We start from the raw sequence: 24,414 nt of genomic DNA, 5'->3' as shown, positions 1-24,414 counted from the left end.
CGTAGCGCCCGGCGTTATCGCTTAGCGACGCGCCAGCAGCAGTCCTACCACCAGGCCCAGCGTAGCGCCTACGCCGATGCCCTGCCACGGCTTCTCATGAACATACTCATCAGCACGGCTGGCAACTTGTTTAGCGCGATGGTAGTAGTTATCTGAGGCGTTGCTGACGCGTGCTTTAACGTCGTTCAGCGATTTTTCCGCTTTGGCTTTCAGCTCAACATATTTCTGATCGGCCGGATCGCCAGATGATTTCAGCACTTCCTCCAGCGTTTCGGTCAGCAGAGCCAGATCGTCATCCAGGCGGGTGTCGAGTTCTTGTGGGTCAGTTGTCTTAGCCATAACATCTCCTTGTGCGAATAATACCTTTAACTATAGACACTTTTTGCCGCTTTGCTTGTTTATCCGCCCAGGAATCGGCTGATATTGATTCCCGTTAAATGCCTGCTTTTGTCAGATTTATCTGCTAAATTTTGCCTGAATGAATTTCTGACGCCACACGCTGTCGTAACTCCCTGTGACCCGCTCACAATTCAGCTAAAACAGGCTCTTATAGCCACAGATCTAGCGCAGTTTTTACAGTTCCGTTCAGCAAAGGATATGACTCTGGCATGAATCGAAGAATGTTTATGAAGGCGTCAATGGCTTTCGCTACGGTAAGCGGGATGTCCGGTTTATCGACGTTGTTTGCACAGGCCGCCTGGGCCGACACCGATATCGCCGACGGCTCGGCAAAGCGTTTCGATTTTGACGTGTTGCAAAAAATGGCCGCAACCCTTGCGCAGAAACCTTACGGCGGCGCGCCCGCTCCCCTGCCCGAAACGCTGGCCACCCTGACGCCGCAGGCCTACAACGAAATTCAGTACGATGCGAATCATTCGCTGTGGAACGGCAACGCCGATCGCGAGCTTGACGTGCAGTTTTTCCACGTCGGCATGGGGTTTAAACGCCGTTTACGCATGTTCTCCGTGGATGCCGATCGGCAGGCGCGTGAAATTCACTTCCGCCCCGAGCTGTTTAACTACAACGACGCCAAAGTCGATACTAAACAGCTGGAAGGCAAAACCGATTTAGGCTTCGCCGGTTTCCGCGCGTTTAAAAAGCCGGAGCTGGCCAGCCGTGATATCGTCTCCTTTCTGGGCGCCAGCTACTTCCGCGCGGTTGACGATACTTATCAGTATGGTCTTTCCGCACGCGGCGTGGCTATCAACACCTTCGGCAGCAAAGAAGAGTTTCCGGACTTTACCGCCTTCTGGTTTGAAACGCCAAAAGCCGATGACACCACCTTCACCGTCTATACCTTACTGGACGGCGAGAGCTGCACCGGCGCGTTTAAATTTATTATTCACTGCGAAGAGAAACGCGTAGTCATGGAGGTGGAAAACCACCTTTATGCCCGTAAAGATATCGACCAGCTGGGCATTGCACCAATGACCACCATGTTCAGCTGCGGCACCAACGAGCGCCGCATGTGTGACACTATCCATCCGCAGATCCACGACTCCGATCGCCTGGCGATGTGGACCGGCAGCGGCGAGTGGATTTGCCGCCCGCTGAATAATCCACAGCGGCTGACGTTTAACGCCTATCAGGACGAGAACCCGCGCGGCTTCGGCATGTTGCAGCTGGATCACGACTTTGAGAATTATCAGGATGTGATCGGCTGGTACAACAAGCGTCCGAGCCTGTGGGTGGAGCCGGTCGGCAAGTGGGGCAAAGGCGCAATTAACCTGATGGAGATCCCGACCACGGGCGAAACGCTGGATAATATCGTGTGCTTCTGGCGTCCTACAGAAAGCATCAAGGCCGGCAGCGCGCACAGCTTCAGCTACAAGCTTTACTGGAGCGGCCTGCCGCCGGTTCACAGCGATCTGTCGCGCGTGAAGGCAACCCGCACCGGTATGGGCGGCTTCCCTGAAGGCTGGGCGCCGGGCGAGCATTATCCGGACGTCTGGGCACGCCGTTTTGCGGTGGATTTTGTCGGCGGCGATCTGAAAGCGGCCGCGCCAAAAGGCATCGAACCGGTGATTACGGTCACCTCGGGCACCGTTAAACAGGTCGAGATCCTGTATGTCGAGCCGATTGACGGCTATCGCATTCTGTTTGACTGGTATCCGAACAGCGATTCCGTCGAGCCGGTTAACCTGCGTTTGTTCCTGCGCACCAAAGACCAGACGCTGACCGAAACCTGGCTCTATCAGTATTTCCCACCGGCGCCGGATAAGCGTAAATACGTTGATGACCGGCAGATGACGGCGGGCTAAACGTTAACAGGCGAGGAACTCCTCGCCTTTTTTATCCCTGTTCAATTCAGGCAAATGGCACAGGGGTACTCGCAAAAGCCGTCCGGCTAATTTCTGTTACCTACAAAGAAAGTCCTGTGCCGACATCAGGCTACGATGCCTGGCGCGAGAAGAACGGCGCTGCCTGCTGTAGAAAAAATCGGACAGCATTATCCCATCGGGTAGCGCAAGCCAACCTGACGCCCCTGCCTCACGCCCGGTTGAGCTAAGTAATTCTAAGCCAGCCACTCCGTATCGAGCTTGCTGGCCTCTGTCATCAATCCGATCGCCAATATCCGCAATGGAAAATTGTATATACAAAAAATCCTTTAAATTTGGTATTAAAATAAGAAAACCACTTGAAATGGCTATAAAGTGGACTTATCTTGTATATACAAAAATCAGGGAAGAAGGATGAAACATCATGGAGCTGATGATTTCTCAGAAAATCAGGCTGAAACTGTCTGAAAAAAAGCCTCCCGTAACGGAAGATGAAATAATCCAGTGCTTTTCCAACAGGGACGGGCATTTTCTTGAAGATAACAGAGAGGATCATCAGTCAGATCCTCCGACGCGTTGGTTTATTGCTGAAACGGATTATGGAATAAAACTCAAAGTGGTTTTTATCTTTTATCCGGGTAGAGGGGTAGCTATCAGGACGGCCTACGCCCCTAACGATGACGAAATACGCATCTACAACAAATATGGATACGAAAAACTATGAGTAACAACGTTAACAAGCCAGACCAAAACGCCTCTCTCATCGCCTCAACGGATGCCGCATGGGAAGAAGGCGTGCTTGGGCGTAGCGAAGCGCATGTTAAAATTTCCAGCGAGGCAAGCGCTGCGGCGTTTGAAAAAGAGATTAATGAGGCGCTTGAGCTACAGCCCATCTCAATACGTCTTAACAAGTCGCTGATTGAAGATCTCAAAATGATTGCAGAGCTTGCGGGGTTGGGCTATCAGCCGCTGATCAGGCAGGTGCTGACAAGATTTACCGACTGCGAGAAAAAAAGAATTTTACGCCAGGTTCACTCTGAAGAGATGAAAAAACAGTCCGGCAAGAAAGCAAAAAAAGTGGCGTGACCCGCCCGGATAGCCCTGCTAACGCAGGGCTTGCCACCGCTGGCAAACGTCAGCAGCCGACGTGCTGTTAAGAAGCCATTGTTAAGGCGTCTTTCCGCTCTCTTACTTATTTGTGTATCCGCGCCCTTTCCATATCCACATGCGGGATGCCGTCTTCCGGATAGACCTCGCCCGTCGGCTTAAAGCCAAACTGTCCGTAAAAATCCTGCAGATGCGCCTGAGCGGATAAAAAGATGTCGTGCTGCGGCCAGTGGCGCTCGCAGTCAACAATCGCCTGCTCCATCAGCCGGTTGCCCAGCTTCAGGCCTCGCGCCTCGCCAGAGACGATCACTCGCCCAATCTTCACCGGCTCCTCGTCGTTTTTTGGCGCAAGCAGGCGCGCATAGGCCAGCAGCTGGTTATTCGCTATGCCCAGTAAATGACGGTTCTCACCGGCCAGATCCGCGCCGTCCACGTCCTGATAAGGACAGTTCTGCTCGACGATAAACACCGCATTGCGTAACGCCAGGATCTGGTACAGCTGAGTTGCATTCAGCTCGCTATGATGTAGATTCTGCCAGCGGATCTCCATTTTCTTTCTCCCGATGTGCGTCAATTTTGTGACTGTCGGGTGAGGGATACTGCCATTCCCTTCCGCACAGGCTAAGGTTTTATATGACAAAAATAACCGATCATAAAGAGTATTTCGATACCTGCTTCGACAGGCAGGCGCTGCCGTCCGCCTGTTTTGAAGGCGTCATTTTTGAAGGATGCGACTTCAGCCACTGCAACTTTACCGCCGCCAGGTTTATCCGCTGCAAATTTATTAACTGCCGCTTCGACCAGTGTAATCTCAGCGTGATGGAAATGCCCGATTCGCGTTTTAACGAGGTCAGCTTTACCGAATGCAAACTCAGCGGCACAGACTGGACGCGCGCTTACTGGCCCGCTTTTAATCTGGATCACGAGCTGCGTTTTACGCAATGCCTGTTGTCCAACGCCTCCTTTTTCGGCCTGACGCTGCAAGAAGTGAAAATGATGGAGTGCCAATTGCATGACGTGGATTTCAGAGAGTGCGATCTGAGCAAAGCCGAAATACTGAACTGCGATCTGGCCGGAAGCTTGTTTAACAGAACCAATCTTCAGGCGGCGGATTTGACCGACTCGCGCGATTTCTCCATCAATGTACTGAACAATTCGGTGGCAGGCGCAACGTTTTCCCGTCTGGAAGCGTTAAGCCTGCTGGAAAGCCTGGGCGTCAACCTGGTGGACTGAAGCCTGCCCGGTTGCGCACAAAAAAATCCCGGCCTGTCAGTCAGGAGCCGGGATTTTTTAACAGCCTGCTGAGTTACATCAGCGGCTGCGCCATCTGCACCAGCGAGATCAGCGGCTGCGGATAAATACCCAGCACCAGCACCAGAATCGCCGAGATCAGTACAACCACGCCGCCGGCGGTAAAGGCCCAGTTAGCTGGCGTATCGCGCTGCAACAGCTCCGGTGGGTTCAGATACAGGCTAACGGTCACGCGCAGATAGTAGTAAAGGCCGATTGCGCTGCCTACCACTACCGCACCAGTCAGCCACCACAGCTGCGCGCCCACGCCTACGGCAATCACGTAAAATTTACCGATAAAGCCCAGCGTCATTGGGATACCCGCCAGCGACAGCATCATTACCGTCATCACCGCCGACAGGATCGGACGGTGCCAGAACAGGCCGCGATAGGAATACAGCGAGTCCGCGTCCGGGCCGCGATACGGGCTGGACATCAGGCTGACCACGCCGAAAGCGCCCAGGCTGCTGAACAGATAACCGGCCAGGTAAACGCCCACCGTTTCCAGCGACAGCTGATGCGTCTGGATAGCAATCAGCGCCACCAGCAGATAGCCCAGATGCGCAATGGAAGAGTAGCCCAGCAGACGTTTGATATTGCTCTGCGAAATCGCCATCAGGTTGCCGAACAGAATCGAGGCAAACGCGATAATCGCCAGCACCAGACGTACCGCTTCGCTGTCGGCGGCCGGCGCGTACAGGAACAGGCGCATCACCACGCCGAAAATGGCGATTTTGCTGGCGGTCGCCAGGAAGGTCGACACCGGCGCAGGCGCGCCCTGGTAGACATCCGGCGTCCACAGGTGGAAAGGCACCAGCGACAGCTTAAAGCCCAGGCCCACAATCATCATGCCCAGCCCCGCCAGCAGCAGCGGCTGTTGCAGCATTGCGTCGTTCAGGCTGCGGCCCAGCGCAATAAAGCCCAGGTTGCCGGAGTTGGCATAAAGCAGCGCCATACCGAACAGCAGAAAAGAGGAAGCCACAGCGGACATAATGGTGTATTTGATGCTGGCTTCCAGCGAGCGCTTCAGCTGGAAGGCGTAGCCCACCAGGCCGAACAGCGGCAGGGAAATCAGCTCAATACCGATAAACAGCGAAGCCAGGTGATTAGCGCTTGCCAGCACCACGCCGCCCAATGCTGCAATCAGCACCAGCAGGTAGAACTCTTCCTGGTTATCCGGGTAGTTGGTCAGCCACGGATAGGCGAAGGTGCAGGTTGCCAGGCTGGCTAAAATCACCAGGCCGGTATAGAGCATTGAATAGCCATCGACGCGCAGCAGCGGCGTCACGTCCATCGCGCCCGCGTGTCCCACGAACCAGAGTGAGAACAGCGCCAGGTTCAGCCCTACTACCGCCAGCGTGGCATTGACGAAGTGGTTGCGCCGCCACGCAATGGAGAGCATCACGACTACCACCGTCAATCCGACGATCAGCATGGGCAGCAGCGCGATCAAATGTTGAGGAGTTATTGTCATGGCGAATTACGGCCTTGTAGTTGAAATTGAAGCGGTAAACCACTGCTGAATATTGCTCATTGCAGCATGTGAGGTGTCCAGAATCGGCTGTGGGTAAACGCCCAGCAGCAGCAGCAGAACCACCAGCACCATAATCATCAGGAACTCGCGCGGCGACATCCCCCGCAGCGGCGTTTCTGACTTCGGTGCGCCGTAATAGGCCCGCTGCATCATAATCAGCGAGTATACGGAAGCGAACACCAGACCAAAGGTAGCAATGACGATGATCACCGGCACCGACTGGAAGCTGCCGGTCAGGATCATAAATTCGCCAACGAAATTACCCGTGCCCGGCATCCCCAGATTCGCTACGGCAAAGAACAGCGACAGACCTGGCAGCCACTTGATGCGCGCCCACAGCCCGCCCATCTGACGCATATCGCGAGTGTGCAGACGCTCATAAAGCTGGCCGCACAGGATAAACAGCGCTGCGGCGGAAAGACCGTGCGCAATCATCTGCACCACCGCGCCCTGGAAAGCGAGCTGGCTGCCGGTATAGATAGCAATCAGCACAAAGCCCATGTGCGAAATAGAGGTGTAGGCGATCAGGCGTTTGATGTCGTACTGCGAGAAGGCCATCCAGGCACCGTAGAAAATCCCGATAATCCCCAGCCACATCGCAATCGGCGCGAACTCGGCGGACGCGTTCGGGAACAGCGGCAGCGCAAAGCGCAGCAGACCGTAAGCCGCCGTTTTCAGCAGAATGCCCGCCAGGTCAACGGAACCGGCCGTCGGGGCCTGACTGTGCGCATCCGGCAGCCAGCCGTGCAGCGGCACCACCGGCATTTTCACCGCGAAGGCGATAAAGAAGCCCAGCATCAGCAGATACTCAACGGTGTTGCTCATTGGCGTTTTCAGCAGATCTTCGTAGTTAAACGTCCAGACGCCCGTGGCGTTGTAGTTAACGAAGACCAGCGCCAGAATCGAAATCAGCATCACCAGGCCGCTGGCCTGAGTGTAGATAAAGAACTTGGTGGCCGCGGTGATACGCGTTTTCCCGTCCGACGCCTTGTGTCCCCACAGCGCGATCAGGAAGTACATCGGCACCAGCATCATTTCCCAGAAGAAGAAGAACAGGAACAGATCGATAGCCAGGAACACGCCGATAACGCCGCCCAGGATCCACAGCAGGTTCAGGTGGAAAAAGCCCTGCCATTTCTCAATTTCGTTCCAGGAGCAGAGGATAGCCATCACGCCCAGCAGGCCGGTAAGCACCACCATCAGCAGCGACAGGCCGTCCAGCGCCAGATGCACGTTGATACCGAAACGCGGTATCCAGGAAACCAGAAACTCGGATTGCCACTGCGGCAGCCCGGCGGCCTGGGTCAGCGAATAGCCGCCCTGCAGCCAGAGCTGTAGCGAGAGCGCCAGCGTCAGCCCCATCGAGATCAGCGCTATCCAACGCGGCACCTTGCTCCCGAAGCGTTCAAACTGCCAGCAAAGCAGGCCGCCGATGAACGGGATGAGTATAAGCCAGGGTAATAACATGGCGGTTTTTTCCCTTCTTTTGTCCCCGTTTGGGCTATCTTGCTCGGTATTTTGATTTCCGGCAGTGCTCACAATCCTCACATACTAAAGTATGCTGCGGTTGCTGCGCGCTGGCGAAAACCAAACTCCCGTCGCCGATGACGCCCATTTATCAGGGGAATATTTTCAAAATATTTTCATTGGGTTGGAGCAAACCGCCCCACCCCGCTCACAAACTTTTAGACCACCATCAACAGCGCGAGCACCACGACCGCACCGACGCTCATCGAAGCGACGTACCAGCGCAGATAGCCGTTTTCGCTGACCACCAGCCCTTTGTTAGCCAGGCGGGAGAACAGGGCCGGGATATTCATCAGCGCATTCAGCGGATCGCGTGACAGGGCCCAGGCGACGAACAGATAAGGCTTGACGAAAATTTTGTCGTAAAGCCAGTCGAAGCCCCAGGCGGCGAACCACCAGGTGGTGAAGAATCGGCCAACCGCGCTGCCAGCGATGCTGTTAACCAGCGAGCGTTTGCCCAGCCACAGAAAGGCCGCCAGCAGGATGCCGATAATCGCCACTACGCCAGAAGTGATTTCCAGCGTCAGCACGCTGCCGTGCGCCAGCTCGGTGGTTTCCGGCAGCACGCCGCGCAGCGGAGGAACAATCAGCGCACCAATAAAGGTGGAGAGGATCAGCAGCACAATCAGCGGCAGATGGTGCGTAATGCCTTTGCCTGCGTGCGCGTGAATTTTCTCTTCGCCGTGGAAGGTAATAAAAATCATGCGGAAGGTGTAGAGCGAGGTCATAAAGGCCCCGACCAGACCGGCCACCATCAGATTAATATGACCGTTCGCCAGCGCACCCGCCAGGATCTCGTCCTTACTGAAGAAGCCAGCGGTGATCAGCGGCAGCGCCGACAGCGCCGCGCCGCCTACCAGGAAGCAGGCATAAACCAGCGGGATGCTTTTGCGCAGGCCGCCCATTTTGAAAATGTTCTGCTCGTGGTGGCAGGCCAGGATCACCGAACCGGACGAGAGGAACAGCAGCGCTTTAAAGAACGCATGGGTCATCAGATGGAAAATCGCCGCATCCCACGCCTGCACGCCAAGCGCCAGGAACATGTAGCCAATCTGGCTCATGGTGGAGTAGGCAAGCACGCGTTTGATATCGGTTTGCACCAGCGCGGCAAATCCCGCCAGCACCAGCGTAATCGCGCCAATAATCCCCACCAGGTGCAGCACTTCCGGCGTCATCAGAAACAGACCGTGGCTGCGGGCAATCAGATAAACGCCCGCCGTTACCATGGTCGCGGCGTGGATCAGCGCAGAGACCGGCGTCGGGCCTGCCATCGCATCCGCCAGCCAGGTTTGCAGCGGCAGCTGTGCCGATTTACCTACCGCGCCGCCAAGCAGCATCAGCGTCGCCCATTGCAGCATAGGGTTATCCGCCGCAAAGTGCGCAGGCGCCAGCTCGACCATCTCACGGAAGTTCAGCGTGCCCAGCTCGTTGTAGAGAATAAACAGCGCAAACGCCAGGAAGACGTCGCCGACGCGCGTGATGATAAAAGCTTTCATCGCCGCCGCGCCGTTGTTCGGGTTGGTATAGTAGAAACCGATCAGCAGGTAAGAGCAAAGCCCCACGCCTTCCCAGCCCAGATACATCAGCATCAGGTTATCGGCCAGCACCAATACCACCATGCTGGCGATAAACAGGTTGGTATAGGCGAAAAAGCGCGAGTAGCCCTCTTCGCCGCGCATATACCAGGAGGCGAACATATGGATAAAGAAGCCAACGCCCGTGACCACCGACAGCATGGTCAGCGACAGGCCGTCCAGCGTCAGGTTGACTTTGATATCAAAGTTGCCAACGTGCATCCAGGTCCACAGCGCCTGATTAAAAACAGCCTGGCCCTGCGCAAAGAAATCCAGTCCGGCATAGAGCGTGACCAGCGCGGCCAGCCCTACGGAGCCCATCCCTACCGTAGCGGCCAGATTTTCTGACCAGCGGCCGCGCGAAAATGCCAGCAGCACGAAACCGATCAGCGGGAATAAAATAGTTAAATAGAGAAGATTCATCCGCGCATCTCGCTCACTTTATCAATATTGAGGTTCTGGCTGCGACGATGCAGCTGCAGCAGCAGCGCCAGGCCAATACTTGCCTCGGCAGCGGCCAGGCTGATCGCCAGGATATACATCACCTGACCGTCCGCCTGTCCCCAATAGCTGCCCGCGACCACAAACGCCAGCGCCGCCGCGTTGATCATGATCTCAAGGCTGATCAGCATAAACAGCAGGTTGCGGCGGATCACCACGCCGGTCAGGCCAAGCACAAACAGGATGGCCGCCAGGATAAGCCCGTGTTGCAAAGGGATCATGCGTTTTCCTCCTTCTTCACCGCATCAGGGCGATTGCTTAACACCTCGCCCGGACGCTGTTCGCGACCGATATGGTAAGCCACCACCAGACCGGCCAGCAGCAGCATGGAAGCCAGCTCCACCGCCAGAACGTAAGGGCCGAACAGGCTGATGCCGACCGCTTTGGCATCGATCATCGTGCCGTCAATGCCCTGGTCATTAATAGTCAGGATGGCGTAAACCATCACCACCAGCAGCAGCAGCGACAGCAGACCGGGGCCGAACCAGACGCCCGGCTTCAGCCACTCGCGCTCCTGCGCCTGCACGCTGTCGCCCAGGTTTAGCATCATCACCACAAACACGAACAGCACCATGATAGCGCCCGCATAAACGATAATTTCCAGCGCCCCGGCGAAATAAGCGCCCAGCGAGAAAAACACGCCCGCCACCGAAAGCAGTGAAATAATCAGATATAACAGCGCGTGGACCGGGTTGGTGTGGGTGATAACGCGCAACGTCGTCAGCACGGCCACCAGTCCGCAAAGATAAAACGCAAATTCCATGCCTGGCTCCTTAAGGTAACAAACCCTTGACGTCGATGGGTTTGGCTTCGCTTTCCGCTTCACCTTTGTCTTTGCCTTCGATCGCCATGCCCGCCATCCGGTAGAAGTTATATTCCGGATATTTGCCCGGCCCGGAGATCAGCAGGTTCTCTTTTTCATAAACCAGATCCTGCCGCTTAAACTCGCCCAGCTCGAAATCAGGGGTAAGCTGGATAGCGGTGGTCGGACAGGCTTCTTCACACAGGCCGCAGAAAATGCAGCGCGAGAAGTTGATGCGGAAAAACTCCGGATACCAACGGCCGTCCAGCGTTTCTGCCTTTTGCAGCGAAATACAGCCTACCGGACAGGCTACCGCGCACAGGTTACAGGCCACGCAGCGCTCCTGGCCGTCGGGATCGCGGGTCAGCACGATGCGGCCACGGTAGCGAGGCGGCAAATAGACCGGCTCCTCCGGGTACATCTGCGTTTCACGCTTGGCAAAAGCATTCGATCCGATCAGGACGATACTGCGTACCGTGGTGCCGAACCCTACCAGAATATCTTTTATTTTCATGGTAATAACCTCTTACTGCGCGTTGTACAGAATCACTGCGGCAGTCGCCAGCAGGTTCAACAGCGTCAACGGCAGACATACTTTCCAGCCGAACGACATCACCTGGTCGTAGCGCGGACGCGGCAGCGCAGCACGGATCAGAATAAACATCATCATGAAGAAAGCTGTTTTAATCGCGAACCAGAAAACGGGCGGCAGCCACGGACCGTTCCAGCCGCCGAAGAACAGCGTCACAATCAGGGAAGAGACGGTTACGATACCGACGTATTCACCGACAAAGAACAGGCCGAACTTCATACCGGCGTATTCGATGTGGTAACCGTCGGCCAGCTCCTGCTCTGCTTCCGGCTGGTCAAAAGGATGACGGTGACAGACCGCGACGCCCGCAATGGCAAAGGTCAGGAAGCCAAAGAACTGCGGAATGATGTTCCACAGGTGCTGCTGGCTGTTGACGATATCCACCATATTGAAGGAACCGGCCTGCGCCACCACGCCCATCAGCGACAGGCCGAGGAACACTTCGTAGCTCAGCGTCTGCGCCGAGGCGCGCATCGCGCCCAGCAGCGAGTATTTGTTATTACTCGACCAGCCCGCAAACAACACCGCGTACACGGCCAGACCGGCCATCATCAGGAAAAACAGCAGACCGATATTCAGATCCGCGCCCATCCAGGTCGAGGTGACCGGCACAATGGCCATTGCCAGCAGCAGCGAGGTGAACGCGATCATCGGCGCCAGCGTAAAAATCACGCGGTCGGTAAACGGCGGCGTCCAGTCCTCTTTAAAGAACATTTTGATCATGTCCGCCACCAGCTGGAGCGAACCGCCCCAGCCGACGCGGTTTGGCCCGTAGCGGTTCTGGAACAGGCCCAGCAGGCGACGTTCGCCAAAGCTCATAAAGGCGCCGCAGCCTACCACCACAAACAGGATCACCAGCGCTTTGCCGACGGCAATCAGTACATCTGTAACTTCCGGTGTCAGCCAGCTCATTGTGTTGCCTCCTGCAGATCCTCAATACTTGCCCCCAGCAGGAACGGCGGTACGCCCGGCAAGCCCAACGGTAAACCCACCTGCCCTGCCTGCAAGGCGGTCGAGAAGCGAACCGGCAGACGCAGCGTTTCGCCCGCGCAGCGGAAGGCGACCGTAGCGCCTGCGTTGACGCCCAGTTTCGCCGCGTCTTGCGGGTTAACCATCACGTAAGGCAGCGGCATACGCTGCTGGAATACCGGTGAACGCTGGGTCATCTCTTCGCTGCCGAACAGATGGAAGTAAGGCGCGACGCGCCAGCCGTTCTCTTTGCCCGCGAAGGCTTCCGGCACGGCGGTGAACCATTCCAGCTGGCCTTCGCCCGGTTCGAACAGGCGCACGCCCGGATCGCCGAAGCGCAGTTTGCCGCCCACTTCGTCCTGAAACTTATTCCACGCCTGCGGAGAGTTCCAGCCTGGCGCCCAGGCAAACGGGATCTGCGAACGAGGCGCATTCGGCTGGTTGTTCCCTTCCATAGAGAAGGCGAACATGGTGTCTTTATCCTGCGGCTGACGCGGTTCGTGCACGCTGATATTGGCGCGAGCCGCGGTACGGCCGCTGGCGCGGATCGGCGAGCGGGCCAGTTTCTGACCGCGAATACGGAAGCTGGCGTCCGGCGCGGCGGCCTTGATCCCGGCCAGCTGCGGCAGTGCCGCCACGCAGGCATCGATCACGTGATCGAGCTGCGTCCAGTCCACTTCGCGGCTGCTGATGGTGCTGGCCAGCGAGTGCAGCCAGCGCCAGCTTTCCAGCATCTGGATTTTGTCATCGTAGTAGGACGGATCGTAAACCTGGAAGAAGCGCTGCGCGCGGCCTTCCTGATTGACCACGGTGCCGTCGCTTTCTGCAAAGCTGGCGGTGGAAAGGATCAGACCCGCTTTCTCGGTGGTCGCCGTGCGTTGATGATCGATAACGATCACGTTCGGCGTGTTGGTCAACGCCGCATCGACACGGGCTTTTGGCGCATGGCGAAAGAGATCGTTTTCCATAATGATAACGGCATCGGCAGAACCACTTGAAAGCTCGTCGAGCGCTGCATCCAGCGGCTTGCCGCCGATCATGCCCAGGCCCACGCTATTGGCTGCGCCGGATAGCAAAGTGATACCCACGTCCGCGCCGCGTCCTTTCAGCGCTCTGGCAACGTTAGCCGCCGCCTGGATCATCGCCTCGCTGCCCGCGTGCACGCCGGAAATAATCAGCGGTTTCTTCGCGCCGGCCAGCGCCTGTACCACTACGTCGATCTTACCGCTCAGTTCACGATCGAGACCGTCTACCGCCGGCGCCGTTTCATCCAGCGCGTTAGCAATAGCGAAGCCCAGACGCGCCTGATCTTCCACCGGTGCGCGATAGCTCCAGGCGGCGATGTCGTCCAGACGGGTTTCGTCTACGTTGGTGACAAACAGCGGATGTTTGGCGTGTTGGCCGATGTTCATAATCGCCGCAATCTGCCAGTCGGCCACTTTCTGCGCCGCCGCCATTTCGCGCGCTTTGCCCTTAACGGCCTGGCGCACGGAGAGCGCGATGCGTGCGCCGACCTGGGTCAGATCTTCGCCCAGCACCAGCACGGCATCGTAGCTTTCGATTTCGCGCAGCGCTGGCGTATGGATACCGCCTTCGCGCAGTACTTTCAGCATCAGTTCCAGACGCGCCTGCTCGCCAGCCGGAATACCGGTGGAGAAGTTCTCGGCACCGACCAGCTCACGCAGCGCGAAGTTGCTTTCAACGCTGGCGCGTGGCGAACCGATACCAATCACTTTTTTCGCCTGGCGCAGCACGTCCGCCGCGCCCTGCATCGCCTGCTCGGCGTTGAGCGCGATCCAGTCGTCGCCGCGACGCTGCATCGGCTGGCGCGGACGATCCTTCAGGTTGACGTAGCCATAGCCGAAGCGGCCACGGTCGCACAGGAAGTATTGGTTTACGGTGCCGTTATAGCGGTTCTCAATACGACGCAGTTCGCCGTAACGCTCGCCGGGGCTGGTGTTGCAGCCGACGCTGCACTGCTGGCAGATGCTTGGCGCGTACTGCATATCCCATTTACGGTTATAACGCTCGGAGTGCGTTTTATCGGTAAATACGCCGGTAGGGCAGATTTCCACCAGGTTGCCGGAGAACTCGCTCTCCAGCACACCGTCTTCCGGGCGACCGAAGTAGACGTTGTCATGCGCGCCATACACGCCCAGGTCTTTGCCGTCCGCGTAATCTTTGTAGTAGCGCACGCAGCGATAGCAGGCGATACAACGGTTCATTTCGTGCGAGATGAACGGGCCGAGATCCTGATTGCGGTGGGTGCGTTTGGTAAAGCGGTAGCGGCGGAAGCTGTGGCCGGTCATCACCGTCATATCCTGGAGATGGCAGTTACCGCCCTCTTCACAGACCGGACAGTCGTGCGGGTGGTTGGTCATCAGCCACTCCACCACGCTTTCCCGAAACTCTTTCGCTTCGCAGTCATCAATAGAAATAAAGGTGCCGTCGGAGGCTGGCGTCATACAGGACATCACCAGGCGACCACGGGTATCTTCGGCATTCTGGAATTGCTTTACCGCGCACTGGCGGCAGGCACCGACGCTACCGAGCGCCGGATGCCAGCAAAAATAAGGAATATCAAGGCCGAGCGAGAGGCAAGCCTGTAGCAGGTTGTCCGCGCCGTCGACGTCGTATTCTTTACCGTCTACATGAATTGTAGCCATAGTGAAATTGCTCAAGTAAGGCTCGAAACCGAGCGTTAAACACAATTCTTTAAATAACCGTCTTACCTGACGTTGTAGCGGTGTTAGCGGCGTTCTCTTACCCCGGTCACTTACTGAAGTAAGCTGCCGGGGATGCGTTCTCTTGCTGCCTGGCTACAACGCCAATTAATTTGGTTATTTCGCGCATTTCTTTGTTTGCACGGTATTTTTACCAGCGCGCCTTCAACAGGTTCGCCTGGATACCGGCGATCGCGTGCGCGTTGCTGTAAACCTGCGGCGCCATGCCGGCTTCAAATTCTTCACGGAAATACTTGATGGCGCTCTGCAGCGGCTCTACCGCGCCCGGCGCGTGCGCACAGAAAGTTTTGCCCGGCCCAAGCTGGCGGCAAAGCTGCAGCAGGGTTTCGATATCGCCCGGCTGGCCTTCTTTCCGCTCCAGCGCGCGCAGGATTTTTACGCTCCACGGCAGGCCGTCGCGGCACGGTGTACACCAGCCGCACGACTCGCGAGCAAAAAACTCTTCCAGGTTGCGCACCAGCGATACCATATTGATTTCGTGGTCGACCGCCATCGCCAGCGCGGTGCCCAGACGGCTGCCCGCTTTGCCAATGCTGGCGAACTCCATCGGCAGATCCAGATGCGATTCGGTCAGGAAGTCGGTGCCCGCGCCGCCCGGCTGCCAGGCTTTAAACTTCAGGCCATCGCGCATGCCGCCCGCGTACTCTTCCAGAATTTCGCGCGCCGTGGTGCCGAAAGGCAGCTCCCAGACGCCAGGGTTTTTCACCCGGCCGGAAAAGCCCATCATCTTGGTGCCGGTATCGTCGCTCTTAGAGATGTTCTTGTACCAGTCGACGCCGTTGGCGAGGATTGCCGGCACATTGGACAGCGTTTCCACGTTATTGACGCAGGTCGGCTTGCCCCAGACGCCTGCCGAAGCAGGGAAAGGCGGCTTGGAGCGCGGGTTAGCGCGGCGGCCTTCCAGCGAGTTGATCAGCGCGGTTTCTTCACCGCAGATATAGCGGCCCGCGCCGGTATGCACGATCAGCTCGAAATCAAAGCCGGTGCCCAGAATGTTTTTGCCGAGATAGCCCGCTTCGGTCGCTTCCGCGATGGCGCGACGCAGGTTGACGGCAGCTTCAATATATTCGCCGCGCAGGAAGATGTAGCCGCGATACGCTTTCAGCGCGAAGGCGCTAATCAGCATCCCTTCCACCAGCTGGTGCGGCATTTGCTCCATCAGCAGACGGTCTTTATAGGTGCCCGGCTCCATCTCATCGGCGTTACACAGCAGGTAACGAATGTTCATGGATTCGTCTTTCGGCATCAGGCTCCACTTCAGTCCCGTGGAGAAACCTGCGCCGCCGCGCCCTTTCAGGCCGGAATCTTTTACCAGCGCCACGATTTCGTCAGGCGCCATGCCCTTCAGCGCTTTTTCCGCCCCGGCATAGCCGTTTTTGCTGCGATATTCATCGAGGAACACCGCCTGCTTGTCGTCGCGCATACGCCAGGTCAGCGGGTGCGTCTCTGCAGTACGAACAATCTCTTTAATGGTCATTGATACTGCTCCAGTAACGTGACGACGTTTTCCGGCGTGAGATGCACATGCGTGTCCTCATCCACCATCATCGTCGGGCCTTTGTCGCAGTTGCCCAGGCAGCAGGTCGGCAGCAGCGTAAAGCGGCCGTCCGGCGTGGTCTGGCCCGGCTTGATGTTCAGGCTGGCTTCCAGCGCTGCCTGAATACCCTGATAGCCGGTGATATGGCACACCACGCTGTCGCAGTAGCGGATCACATGGCGGCCAACCGGCTGGCGGAAGATCTGGCTGTAAAACGTGGCTACGCCCTCTACGTCGCTGGCCGGAATGCCCAGCACGTCGGCAATGGCTTTGATAGCGCCATCCGGCACCCAGCCACGCTGTTTCTGCACGATTTTCAGCGCTTCAATCGACGCCGCCCGCGCATCTTCGTAATGGTGCTTTTCCTGTTCTATCGCATCATGCTCTGTCGCACTCAGGACGAAAGCATCTGAAGGCTCGATCGTTTCGATCGCAATTCTTTGATCGTGCATAATTAGCGGTCCACGTCTGACATAACAAAATCAATACTGCCGAGGTAAACGATCAGATCGGATACCAGGCTGCCGTTGATGACGGAAGGGATCTGCTGCAGATGCGGGAAGCTAGGCGTGCGCACGCGGGTGCGGTAGCTCATGGTGCTGCCGTCGCTGGTCAGATAATAGCTGTTGATCCCTTTGGTAGCTTCAATCATCTGGAAAGACTCGTTGGCCGGCATCACCGGACCCCACGAAACCTGCAGGAAGTGGGTGATCAGCGTTTCAATATGCTGCAGCGTGCGCTCTTTCGGCGGCGGCGTGGTCAGCGGATGATCGGCTTTAAACGGCCCTTCCGGCATGTTTTTCAGGCACTGTTCCAGGATGCGCATACTCTGCCGCATCTCTTCCATTTTCAGCATAACGCGGGTGTAGGCGCAGCTGATGCCGTCACCAATCGGCACTTCAAAATCAAAGTTTTCGTAGCCGGAGTAAGGACGCCATTTGCGCACGTCGAAGTCCAGACCGGTTGCGCGCAGGCCCGCGCCCGTGGTGCCCCATGCCAGCGCCTCTTCCATGTTGTAGGCGGATACGCCTTTGGCGCGGCCAATCAGCACGGAGTTTTTCAGCGCCGTCTGTTCGTAGGCCTTCAGGCGCTTCGGCATCCAGTCAAGGAATTCGCGCAGCAGACGATCCCAGCCCTTCGGCAGATCGTGCGCCACGCCGCCGATGCGGAACCACGCCGGATGCATACGGAAGCCGGTAATAGCTTCCACCACGTCATAAATTTTCTGGCGGTCGGTAAAGGCAAAGAACACCGGTGACATCGCCCCGACGTCCTGAATAAAAGTAGAAATATAGAGAAGGTGGCTGTTGATACGGAACAGTTCGGAAAGCATCACGCGGATCACGTCAACGCGCTCAGGCACTTTAATGCCCGCCAGCTTTTCTACCGCCAGCACGTAAGGCATCTCGTTTACGCAGCCGCCAAGATATTCAATGCGGTCGGTATAGGGGATATAGCTGTGCCAGGACTGGCGCTCGCCCATCTTCTCCGCGCCACGATGGTGGTAGCCGATATCCGGCACGCAGTCGACAATCTCTTCGCCGTCCAGCTGCAAAATAATGCGGAAAGCACCGTGCGCCGAAGGATGGTTAGGGCCCAGGTTGAGGAACATAAAGTCCTCGTTGGCGGTGCCGCGCTTCATGCCCCACTCTTCCGGTTTGAAGGTCATCGCCTCCATTTCCAGATCTTCTTTCTGCTTGGTCAGCTCGAAGGGATCGAATTCGGTAGCGCGCGCCGGGTAATCTTTACGCAGCGGATGACCTTCCCAGGTTTGCGGCATCATGATGCGCGTCAGGTGCGGATGGCCGTCAAACGTAATACCGAACATCTCCCAGGTTTCGCGCTCGTACCAGTTGGCGTTGGCGAAAATTTTGGTGATGGTAGGTACATGCAAATCGTTTTCGGACAGCGCCACCTTGAGCATAATGTCGCGATTGCGCTCAATGGACAGCAGGTGATAGAAAACGGAAAAATCCGCCGCTGGCAGTCCGTCGCGATGCGTGCGCAGGCGTTCGTCCATACCGTGCAGATCGTACAGCATGACGTAAGGCTTCGGCAGCTTGCGCAGAAACTCTACAATTTCCAATAATTGTTCGCGTCTTACCCAGACCACCGGAATGCCGGTGCGGGTTGGCTGAACGGTAAAGGCATCTGGCCCAAAACGGTTACGCAATTCGCCGATCACCGGATCATCCAGGTGATCCCGGGTTTGCCATTCTGGCTGAGCGAGATCTTGCGTGGTTAAATCTGTCATAGGTCGTTCACCATGTGGGCCTGTCGACAGGCACTCAGTATTGGCGTCAGAACAGGCCGCCCGCGTATTATTTTTTTCTGCGTGCTGTTTGGGCCTTGTTCATTAACTCTTAAATTTCGTCCGGGGTGCGCAAGTTGGTGACCGCAATGCGTTCGCCCTGCTTCCTTTCACGTTCGGACTGCATGTTGGCTCGATAAACGCCCTGATCGCCGACCACCCAGGAAAGCGGACGACGCTCTTTGCCGATCGATTCCTGGAGCAGCAGCAGAGCCTGCATATAGGCTTCGGGGCGTGGCGGACAGCCGGGAATATAAACGTCAACCGGCAGGAATTTATCCACGCCCTGCACCACGGAATAGATATCGTACATGCCGCCCGAGTTAGCGCAGGCGCCCATCGAAATCACCCACTTGGGCTCCAGCATCTGGTCGTAAAGACGCTGAATAACCGGTGCCATTTTGGTGAAAGGCGTACCGGCTACTACCATGAAGTCGGCCTGACGAGGCGAGGCGCGGATAACTTCGGAACCAAATCGCGCCACGTCGTGCACGGAGGTAAAGGAAGTTGTCATCTCTACGTAACAACAGGAAAGGCCGAAGTTAAACGGCCACAGAGAGTTTTTACGTCCCCAGTTCACCATATCGTGCAGAGCATGTTCGAGCTTGCCCATATAAACGCTTTGATGAACGTGCTTTTCCAGCGGGTCGGTGACGATCTCCTGCTTCTGCAGCGGGTAGCGATCGTTATCGCCGTTCGGGTCTGCGCGGGTTAGCGTATAATCCATTGTTATGCCTCGCTTTTACTGCGTGTGACGATGGGAATGCGAAACGGTAGTGGTTTTGGCTACCACACGGCGAGGTGGGGGTGCCCAGTCCAGCGCGCGGATCCGCACCAGATAAACCAGTCCGGCAAGCAGTACCAAAATAAAGATGGTGGCTTCGATAAAGCCGATCCAGCCGCTTTCGCGGATGGCGGTCGACCATGCATACAGATAGAGCGCTTCCACGTCGAAAATGACGAAGAACATGGCGACCAGGTAGAACTTGGCGGACATGCGCATCTTGGCGGTGCCGACCGGCGCGGCGCCGGACTCAAAAGGGGTATTTGTGTATCTTCCGCGTGCTTTTCCGCCCAGAAACCACGCTCCGGCTAACATTGCACAGCACAGACCGATGGAGACGATCAGAAATACGGCAAACGCCCAATGATGAGCGACGACTTCAGTGGTTGTTGACATACACTCTGCTTAACTCAATAAAGGGCGTCAGGGGGCTGCTCTCATGCACGGCAGTTGGCTGAAGCCTCGATTCACGGGAAAAAATAAAAAACCAGATAAACTATGCTGTCTTTGTTGATTAAGCAGCAATTTTATGGGGTTTTTTACTCCTTTATATAACCTTCTGTCAACTTTCATAAAAGTATCCGTAGGTTATTTTACACAAGTAGCATTTATTTAACATTTGATGCGCAAAGATTGCGCTAAATCGTGTCAGTGACCGACCCTGCACTAAAGTGTAGCGGGTATTTCCCTGCACGGATCGCGGTTTTAACACAGGCTATTCTGGCAGGAATTGCCTGCATTTCCTTCCCCTTACAAGGGTTATTTTTTTGATCCAGCACACGGTTTTAGTCTTTATGAGAAAAAAATAGCCAGGCAGAAGTGAGCAAAATCAATTCAATTTGATTTTTAATTTTTTCACGATGCCGGATAAGGTCAACAAACGGCGTTGGCGCTTTTTAAAACACCAGCATAAAAAAGACCAGGAGAAAAACGCGGGAGAAAGGAAATTAAGGCATAAAAAAAGCCCTCCGAAACACTAACCGTTTCGAAAGGCTTTTTTAGACAACTCTGCTAATTTTTGTGAATATTAATCAGGATGTTAGAGAAACCGAATTATCACTCGTCTTCATCTGCAAAAGCGGAGCGATCCTGACCCGTAGCGGTCAGATTGTAGGGATCGTTGCTCGACTCCATGGCGTTGAAAATAGCCAGCGCCAGTTCGTTGTCGCTTTCCGGATTGCGGCACAGCAGGTATTCCGTATCCGGCAGCATCGGCAACCCTTCGGCTGCACCCATCACGCGGAGTTCCGGGCTCATCATCTCTACCGGACGAGCGGTCACGCCCAGACCCGCTTTAACGGCGGCGCGGACGGCAGCCAGCGTAGAGGCCACATAAGAGATGCGCCACGGGATACCCGCTTCGTTAAGGTGATCAATAGCCATATCACGATAAGGGCTTGGCTCGTCCAGCAGCACCAGAGGAATTGCTTCTCCGCGCTGGAACACGTAATCGGCCGCACAGTACCAGAGCGTGGGCGAAGTACGCAGGACCTGCCAGGTAAAGTTCATCGGGCTGGAAGTGGTTACCACCAGGTCTACTTCTCCCTGGTTCAGCATTTCCATCATAAATGGATTACGCTTGACGCGAACATCGATAGCCAGCTTCGGATAAACCGAGGTCACGCGGTTGAGCAGGAAAGGCAGAATGGTGTCTGACGTATCGTCAGAAGCGCCGATAGTCAGCACGCCCTGGATATTGCTGTACATCAGCGAGGTGCAGGCTTCATCGTTAAAGCGCAGGATTTTTCTGGCGTAGCCCAGCAGCTGAATACCGTGCTCGGTCAGCAGCTTATTACGGCCATGCCGGGCGAACAGCTCTTTCCCTACCAGCTGCTCCAGACGCTGCATCTGCTGGCTGACAGCAGACTGCGTACGGCATACTGCCGCCGCGGCAGCGGCAAAAGTATTCAGATCGGCGACGGCCACAAACGTTCTGAGCAGATCGAGATCGAGATTAAGAATTGGACGATTTGCACTGGTCATGTTTTCTTCACTTTTATAAGATTTTTAAGATACTACTATCCTGGTGTTATTATCTGCTTTATCAATAAGATAGAGAGACAACCGTAGGCAATGCGACCCGTTGGCTCGTCATTGCCTTAATCACAAACGCGTTATCCCAGCGGCCCAATATGCCCGACTGATGCCGTTGCAAGGCCGCTGACAGATTTATACGTTTGGTACTTCAGCGTGCGTCAGGTTACCTGCCGCCACACCCTGTTACCGTCCAGCCGCCCGCTGGATTAGCCCGGCGCTGTTAGTGTAAGACAACCATAAAAAATCAAACAGCCAGAACACTGTAGTCACAGTGGAATAATAATAAACAAAGCTTAACATTATTGGCGATAAAACGCGCTAAATATTGTTCCGGAAACAGGCTCGTCATACGTCCTTTTTCCTGAAGGATATCCTGACATACTGTCGATTACTTTTTAAGCCCAAATCCGATTATTCTTATCAGTAAAATAATTTTTTATTGTGGATCGCACCTTCTGCTCGCTTTGCACCATAAAAATTTATCAATTAGTAACAATATATCAGCAACGACTGCTCTCCCGTTAAGGTTCTGTCGCTTTTTGTCACCGTCGCCTGTTGCTGCGGTGATGGGCAACCACTGACCAGCCAGTTAAGCAAAGCTGAATAGTTTCATGCGGTGTCAATGCATCTTATTTTACCTAATCGTTACAAAAATGGCCTTCTTGCTTGCAAAAAAACGGGCTTTTTTACACGCTCCTGCACCCAATGCAGGCGTAAGTTTTATTAAACCTTCTCCTGGAAAAAGCGTCGAACCTGAACGGGCTTTGCTGCTGTGCCGTTCAGACAACGCGCAGGCGCGCCGGGCAAACCCGCTATCGGGCTTCAAAAGCGCTGGCGAGAGGAGTACATTGTGCGGGTTTACTTTTCCACGGCAGGAATGCGGCTCAGCCAAAGGCGAATGAAATGACCCCAATTGATAAATCCAGCAAGCTCGATAACGTTTGTTATGACATCCGAGGCCCGGTATTAAAAGAAGCCAGACGCCTTGAAGAAGAAGGCAATAAAGTCCTCAAGCTCAATATTGGCAATCCTGCGCCTTTTGGTTTTGAAGCCCCTGACGAAATCCTGGTCGATGTTATTCGCAACCTGCCGAGCGCGCAGGGTTACTGCGACTCTAAAGGTCTCTATTCGGCGCGTAAAGCTATCGTGCAGCACTATCAGGCTCGCGGCCTGCGCGAAATCACCGTCGAGGACGTTTATATCGGCAACGGCGTTTCCGAACTGATCGTGCAATCGATGCAGGCATTGCTGAACAGCGGCGATGAGATGCTGGTACCGGCGCCCGATTATCCGCTATGGACGGCCGCCGTTTCGCTTTCCAGCGGTAAAGCGGTGCACTACCTTTGTGACGAGTCGGCTGGCTGGTTCCCGGACCTGGACGACATTCGCAGTAAAATCACTCCGCGCACGCGCGGTATCGTGATTATTAACCCAAATAACCCAACCGGCGCAGTTTACAGCAAGGAGCTGCTGCTGGAAGTCGTGGAGCTGGCCAGACAGCATAATTTGATCATTTTTGCCGATGAAATCTACGACAAAATCCTTTATGACGCCGCTCAGCACCACTCTATCGCCGCGCTGGCGCCGGATCTGTTAACCATTACCTTTAACGGCCTGTCAAAAACCTACCGCGTGGCGGGGTTCCGCCAGGGCTGGATGGTGCTGAACGGGCCGAAAAAACATGCCAAAGGCTACATTGAAGGGCTGGAAATGCTGGCCTCAATGCGCCTGTGCGCTAACGTGCCTGCGCAGCACGCCATTCAGACCGCGCTGGGCGGCTACCAGAGCATCAGCGAGTTTATCGTGCCGGGCGGCAGGCTGTATGAACAGCGCCAGCGCGCCTGGGAACTGATCAACGATATTCCGGGCGTCAGCTGCGTCAAGCCGGACGGCGCGCTTTATATGTTCCCGAAAATCGATGCCAAAAAATTCAATCTCCATGACGATCAGAAAATGGTGCTGGATTTCCTGCTGCAGGAAAAAGTGCTGCTGGTGCAAGGCAGCGCCTTTAACTGGCCATGGCCGGATCATGTGCGCATCGTCACCCTTCCCCACGTAAACGATCTTGAAATGGCTATCAGCAAGTTCGGCCGTTTCCTGGAAGGCTATCGCCAGTAGTCTGATACCGAACCGGATCGGCCAATATCGCTGCATTCTGTAAACTACCGTGATGCCAGAGCGGAATACTTACCGCTCTGGTCTTCAGGCACAGGAAACCGTCCGATGAATCAAAGTCATTTTTTCGCCCATCTCTCCCGTCTTAAACTCATCAACCGCTGGCCGCTGATGCGCAACGTGCGCACGGAAAACGTTTCCGAACACAGCCTGCAGGTGGCGATGGTGGCCCATGCGCTGGCGGTGATTAAAAATAAAAAATTCAACGGCAACCTTAACGCGGAACGGATCGCGCTGATGGCGATGTACCACGACGCCAGCGAAGTCCTGACGGGCGATTTGCCAACGCCGGTAAAGTATTACAACGCGCAGATCGCCAACGAATATAAGAAGATTGAAAAGATAGCGCAGCAGAAGCTGGTCGAGATGCTGCCCGACGAGCTGCAGGATGCCTGGCGACCGCTGCTGGACGAGCAGCAGCGCAGCGAAGACGAGACGGCTATCGTCAAGCAGGCTGATGCGCTCTGCGCCTACCTGAAATGTCTGGAAGAGCTGGCCGCCGGTAACCATGAGTTTCAGCTGGCGAAAGCCCGGCTGGAAAAGACCCTGACTCAACGGCGCAGCCCGGAAATGGACTATTTTGTAGAGGTCTTCGTGCCGAGCTTCAGCCTGTCGCTGGATGAAATCAGCCAGCAATCGCTATAGCCGCGA

The 24,414-nt window shown here is 55.7% G+C and carries 22 protein-coding genes; 6 read left to right on the top strand and 16 right to left on the bottom strand.

All coding sequences use genetic code 11. The annotated features are described in order from the left end of the window. Nucleotides 1-21: 21 nt before the first annotated feature. The gene (gene elaB / locus ACMGEE_RS11330) at nucleotides 22-339 is read right to left on the bottom strand and encodes a stress response protein ElaB (protein WP_253459807.1); all 318 of its coding nucleotides are present in this window, start codon (nucleotides 337-339) and stop codon (nucleotides 22-24) included. Between the two features lie 269 nt (nucleotides 340-608). Here elaB and ACMGEE_RS11325 point away from each other — a divergent pair, with 269 nt between their 5' ends. The 3 genes from ACMGEE_RS11325 (at nucleotide 609) to ACMGEE_RS11315 (ending at nucleotide 3,365) form a co-directional block, all read left to right on the top strand. Then, entirely contained in the window at nucleotides 609-2,261 is a 1,653-nt protein-coding gene (locus tag ACMGEE_RS11325; RefSeq protein WP_125288238.1) for a glucan biosynthesis protein D, read from the top strand. Nucleotides 2,262-2,703: 442 nt separating this feature from the next. Beyond that, nucleotides 2,704-3,003: a hypothetical protein gene (locus ACMGEE_RS11320; RefSeq protein ID WP_125288239.1), complete on the top strand. Its 300-nt coding sequence runs from the start codon at nucleotides 2,704-2,706 to the stop codon at nucleotides 3,001-3,003. Further along, entirely contained in the window at nucleotides 3,000-3,365 is a 366-nt protein-coding gene (locus ACMGEE_RS11315; protein WP_125288240.1) for a hypothetical protein, read from the top strand. Before ACMGEE_RS11320 ends, ACMGEE_RS11315 begins: the two co-directional genes overlap by 4 nt. A 106-nt stretch (nucleotides 3,366-3,471) precedes the next feature. Here ACMGEE_RS11315 and ACMGEE_RS11310 read toward each other — a convergent pair whose 3' ends face one another. Beyond that, nucleotides 3,472-3,936 (bottom strand): GNAT family N-acetyltransferase, encoded by a 465-nt coding sequence (locus ACMGEE_RS11310; RefSeq protein WP_253459804.1) that lies wholly within the window; start codon nucleotides 3,934-3,936, stop codon nucleotides 3,472-3,474. Between the two features lie 83 nt (nucleotides 3,937-4,019). Here ACMGEE_RS11310 and ACMGEE_RS11305 point away from each other — a divergent pair, with 83 nt between their 5' ends. Then, nucleotides 4,020-4,619, top strand: a complete 600-nt coding sequence (locus ACMGEE_RS11305; protein WP_370734319.1) for a pentapeptide repeat-containing protein — start codon at nucleotides 4,020-4,022, stop codon at nucleotides 4,617-4,619. A 73-nt stretch (nucleotides 4,620-4,692) separates the two neighbouring features. On the opposite strand, the gene nuoN is transcribed toward ACMGEE_RS11305, so the two are convergent. The 14 genes from nuoN to lrhA form a co-directional block, all read right to left on the bottom strand. Continuing rightward, nucleotides 4,693-6,150, bottom strand: a complete 1,458-nt coding sequence (gene nuoN / locus ACMGEE_RS11300) for an NADH-quinone oxidoreductase subunit NuoN (RefSeq protein WP_436830045.1) — start codon at nucleotides 6,148-6,150, stop codon at nucleotides 4,693-4,695. A 6-nt stretch (nucleotides 6,151-6,156) separates the two neighbouring features. Continuing rightward, complete coding sequence (gene nuoM, locus ACMGEE_RS11295; protein WP_253459796.1) at nucleotides 6,157-7,677, bottom strand: NADH-quinone oxidoreductase subunit M; 1,521 nt, start codon at nucleotides 7,675-7,677, stop codon at nucleotides 6,157-6,159. A 218-nt stretch (nucleotides 7,678-7,895) separates the two neighbouring features. Beyond that, complete coding sequence (nuoL, locus tag ACMGEE_RS11290; protein WP_253459793.1) at nucleotides 7,896-9,734, bottom strand: NADH-quinone oxidoreductase subunit L; 1,839 nt, start codon at nucleotides 9,732-9,734, stop codon at nucleotides 7,896-7,898. Continuing rightward, nucleotides 9,731-10,033 (bottom strand): NADH-quinone oxidoreductase subunit NuoK, encoded by a 303-nt coding sequence (gene nuoK, locus ACMGEE_RS11285; RefSeq protein ID WP_034894855.1) that lies wholly within the window; start codon nucleotides 10,031-10,033, stop codon nucleotides 9,731-9,733. Before nuoK ends, nuoL begins: the two co-directional genes overlap by 4 nt. Continuing rightward, the gene (nuoJ, locus tag ACMGEE_RS11280; RefSeq protein ID WP_125288247.1) at nucleotides 10,030-10,575 is read right to left on the bottom strand and encodes an NADH-quinone oxidoreductase subunit J; all 546 of its coding nucleotides are present in this window, start codon (nucleotides 10,573-10,575) and stop codon (nucleotides 10,030-10,032) included. Before nuoJ ends, nuoK begins: the two co-directional genes overlap by 4 nt. A 10-nt stretch (nucleotides 10,576-10,585) precedes the next feature. Continuing rightward, complete coding sequence (gene nuoI, locus ACMGEE_RS11275; protein WP_253459790.1) at nucleotides 10,586-11,128, bottom strand: NADH-quinone oxidoreductase subunit NuoI; 543 nt, start codon at nucleotides 11,126-11,128, stop codon at nucleotides 10,586-10,588. A 12-nt stretch (nucleotides 11,129-11,140) separates the two neighbouring features. Further along, entirely contained in the window at nucleotides 11,141-12,118 is a 978-nt protein-coding gene (nuoH, locus tag ACMGEE_RS11270; RefSeq protein WP_253459787.1) for an NADH-quinone oxidoreductase subunit NuoH, read from the bottom strand. After that, the gene (nuoG, locus tag ACMGEE_RS11265) at nucleotides 12,115-14,841 is read right to left on the bottom strand and encodes an NADH-quinone oxidoreductase subunit NuoG (protein WP_436830044.1); all 2,727 of its coding nucleotides are present in this window, start codon (nucleotides 14,839-14,841) and stop codon (nucleotides 12,115-12,117) included. The genes nuoH and nuoG overlap by 4 nt, the downstream gene beginning before the upstream one ends. Before the next feature lie 208 nt (nucleotides 14,842-15,049). Next, a complete protein-coding gene (gene nuoF / locus ACMGEE_RS11260; protein WP_370734465.1) occupies nucleotides 15,050-16,390 on the bottom strand; it encodes an NADH-quinone oxidoreductase subunit NuoF in 1,341 nt (446 codons plus the stop codon). A 2-nt stretch (nucleotides 16,391-16,392) separates the two neighbouring features. Next, on the bottom strand, nucleotides 16,393-16,908 hold the full coding sequence (gene nuoE / locus ACMGEE_RS11255; protein ID WP_253459782.1) for an NADH-quinone oxidoreductase subunit NuoE: 516 nt from the start codon (nucleotides 16,906-16,908) through the stop codon (nucleotides 16,393-16,395). A 2-nt stretch (nucleotides 16,909-16,910) separates the two neighbouring features. Next, nucleotides 16,911-18,710, bottom strand: coding sequence for an NADH-quinone oxidoreductase subunit C/D (gene nuoC / locus ACMGEE_RS11250; RefSeq protein WP_253459780.1), 1,800 nt, complete (start codon nucleotides 18,708-18,710; stop codon nucleotides 16,911-16,913). A 109-nt stretch (nucleotides 18,711-18,819) separates the two neighbouring features. After that, the gene (locus tag ACMGEE_RS11245) at nucleotides 18,820-19,494 is read right to left on the bottom strand and encodes a NuoB/complex I 20 kDa subunit family protein (protein ID WP_125288254.1); all 675 of its coding nucleotides are present in this window, start codon (nucleotides 19,492-19,494) and stop codon (nucleotides 18,820-18,822) included. A gap of 15 nt (nucleotides 19,495-19,509) precedes the next feature. Beyond that, nucleotides 19,510-19,947, bottom strand: a complete 438-nt coding sequence (locus ACMGEE_RS11240) for an NADH-quinone oxidoreductase subunit A (protein WP_253459778.1) — start codon at nucleotides 19,945-19,947, stop codon at nucleotides 19,510-19,512. A gap of 660 nt (nucleotides 19,948-20,607) precedes the next feature. After that, a complete protein-coding gene (lrhA, locus tag ACMGEE_RS11235; protein WP_125288256.1) occupies nucleotides 20,608-21,534 on the bottom strand; it encodes a transcriptional regulator LrhA in 927 nt (308 codons plus the stop codon). A 957-nt stretch (nucleotides 21,535-22,491) separates the two neighbouring features. Here lrhA and ACMGEE_RS11230 point away from each other — a divergent pair. Then, nucleotides 22,492-23,706 (top strand): pyridoxal phosphate-dependent aminotransferase, encoded by a 1,215-nt coding sequence (locus ACMGEE_RS11230; RefSeq protein WP_253459776.1) that lies wholly within the window; start codon nucleotides 22,492-22,494, stop codon nucleotides 23,704-23,706. Between the two features lie 105 nt (nucleotides 23,707-23,811). Beyond that, complete coding sequence (yfbR, locus tag ACMGEE_RS11225; RefSeq protein ID WP_253459774.1) at nucleotides 23,812-24,408, top strand: 5'-deoxynucleotidase; 597 nt, start codon at nucleotides 23,812-23,814, stop codon at nucleotides 24,406-24,408. Nucleotides 24,409-24,414: the final 6 nt, after the last annotated feature.

This window comes from Erwinia artemisiae (assembly GCF_051400835.1).
GTDB classification, from domain to species: Bacteria; Pseudomonadota; Gammaproteobacteria; order Enterobacterales; family Enterobacteriaceae; genus Erwinia; species Erwinia aeris.
Note: the sequence above shows the minus strand (reverse complement) of the source record. Positions and strands in the feature narration are given on the sequence as shown.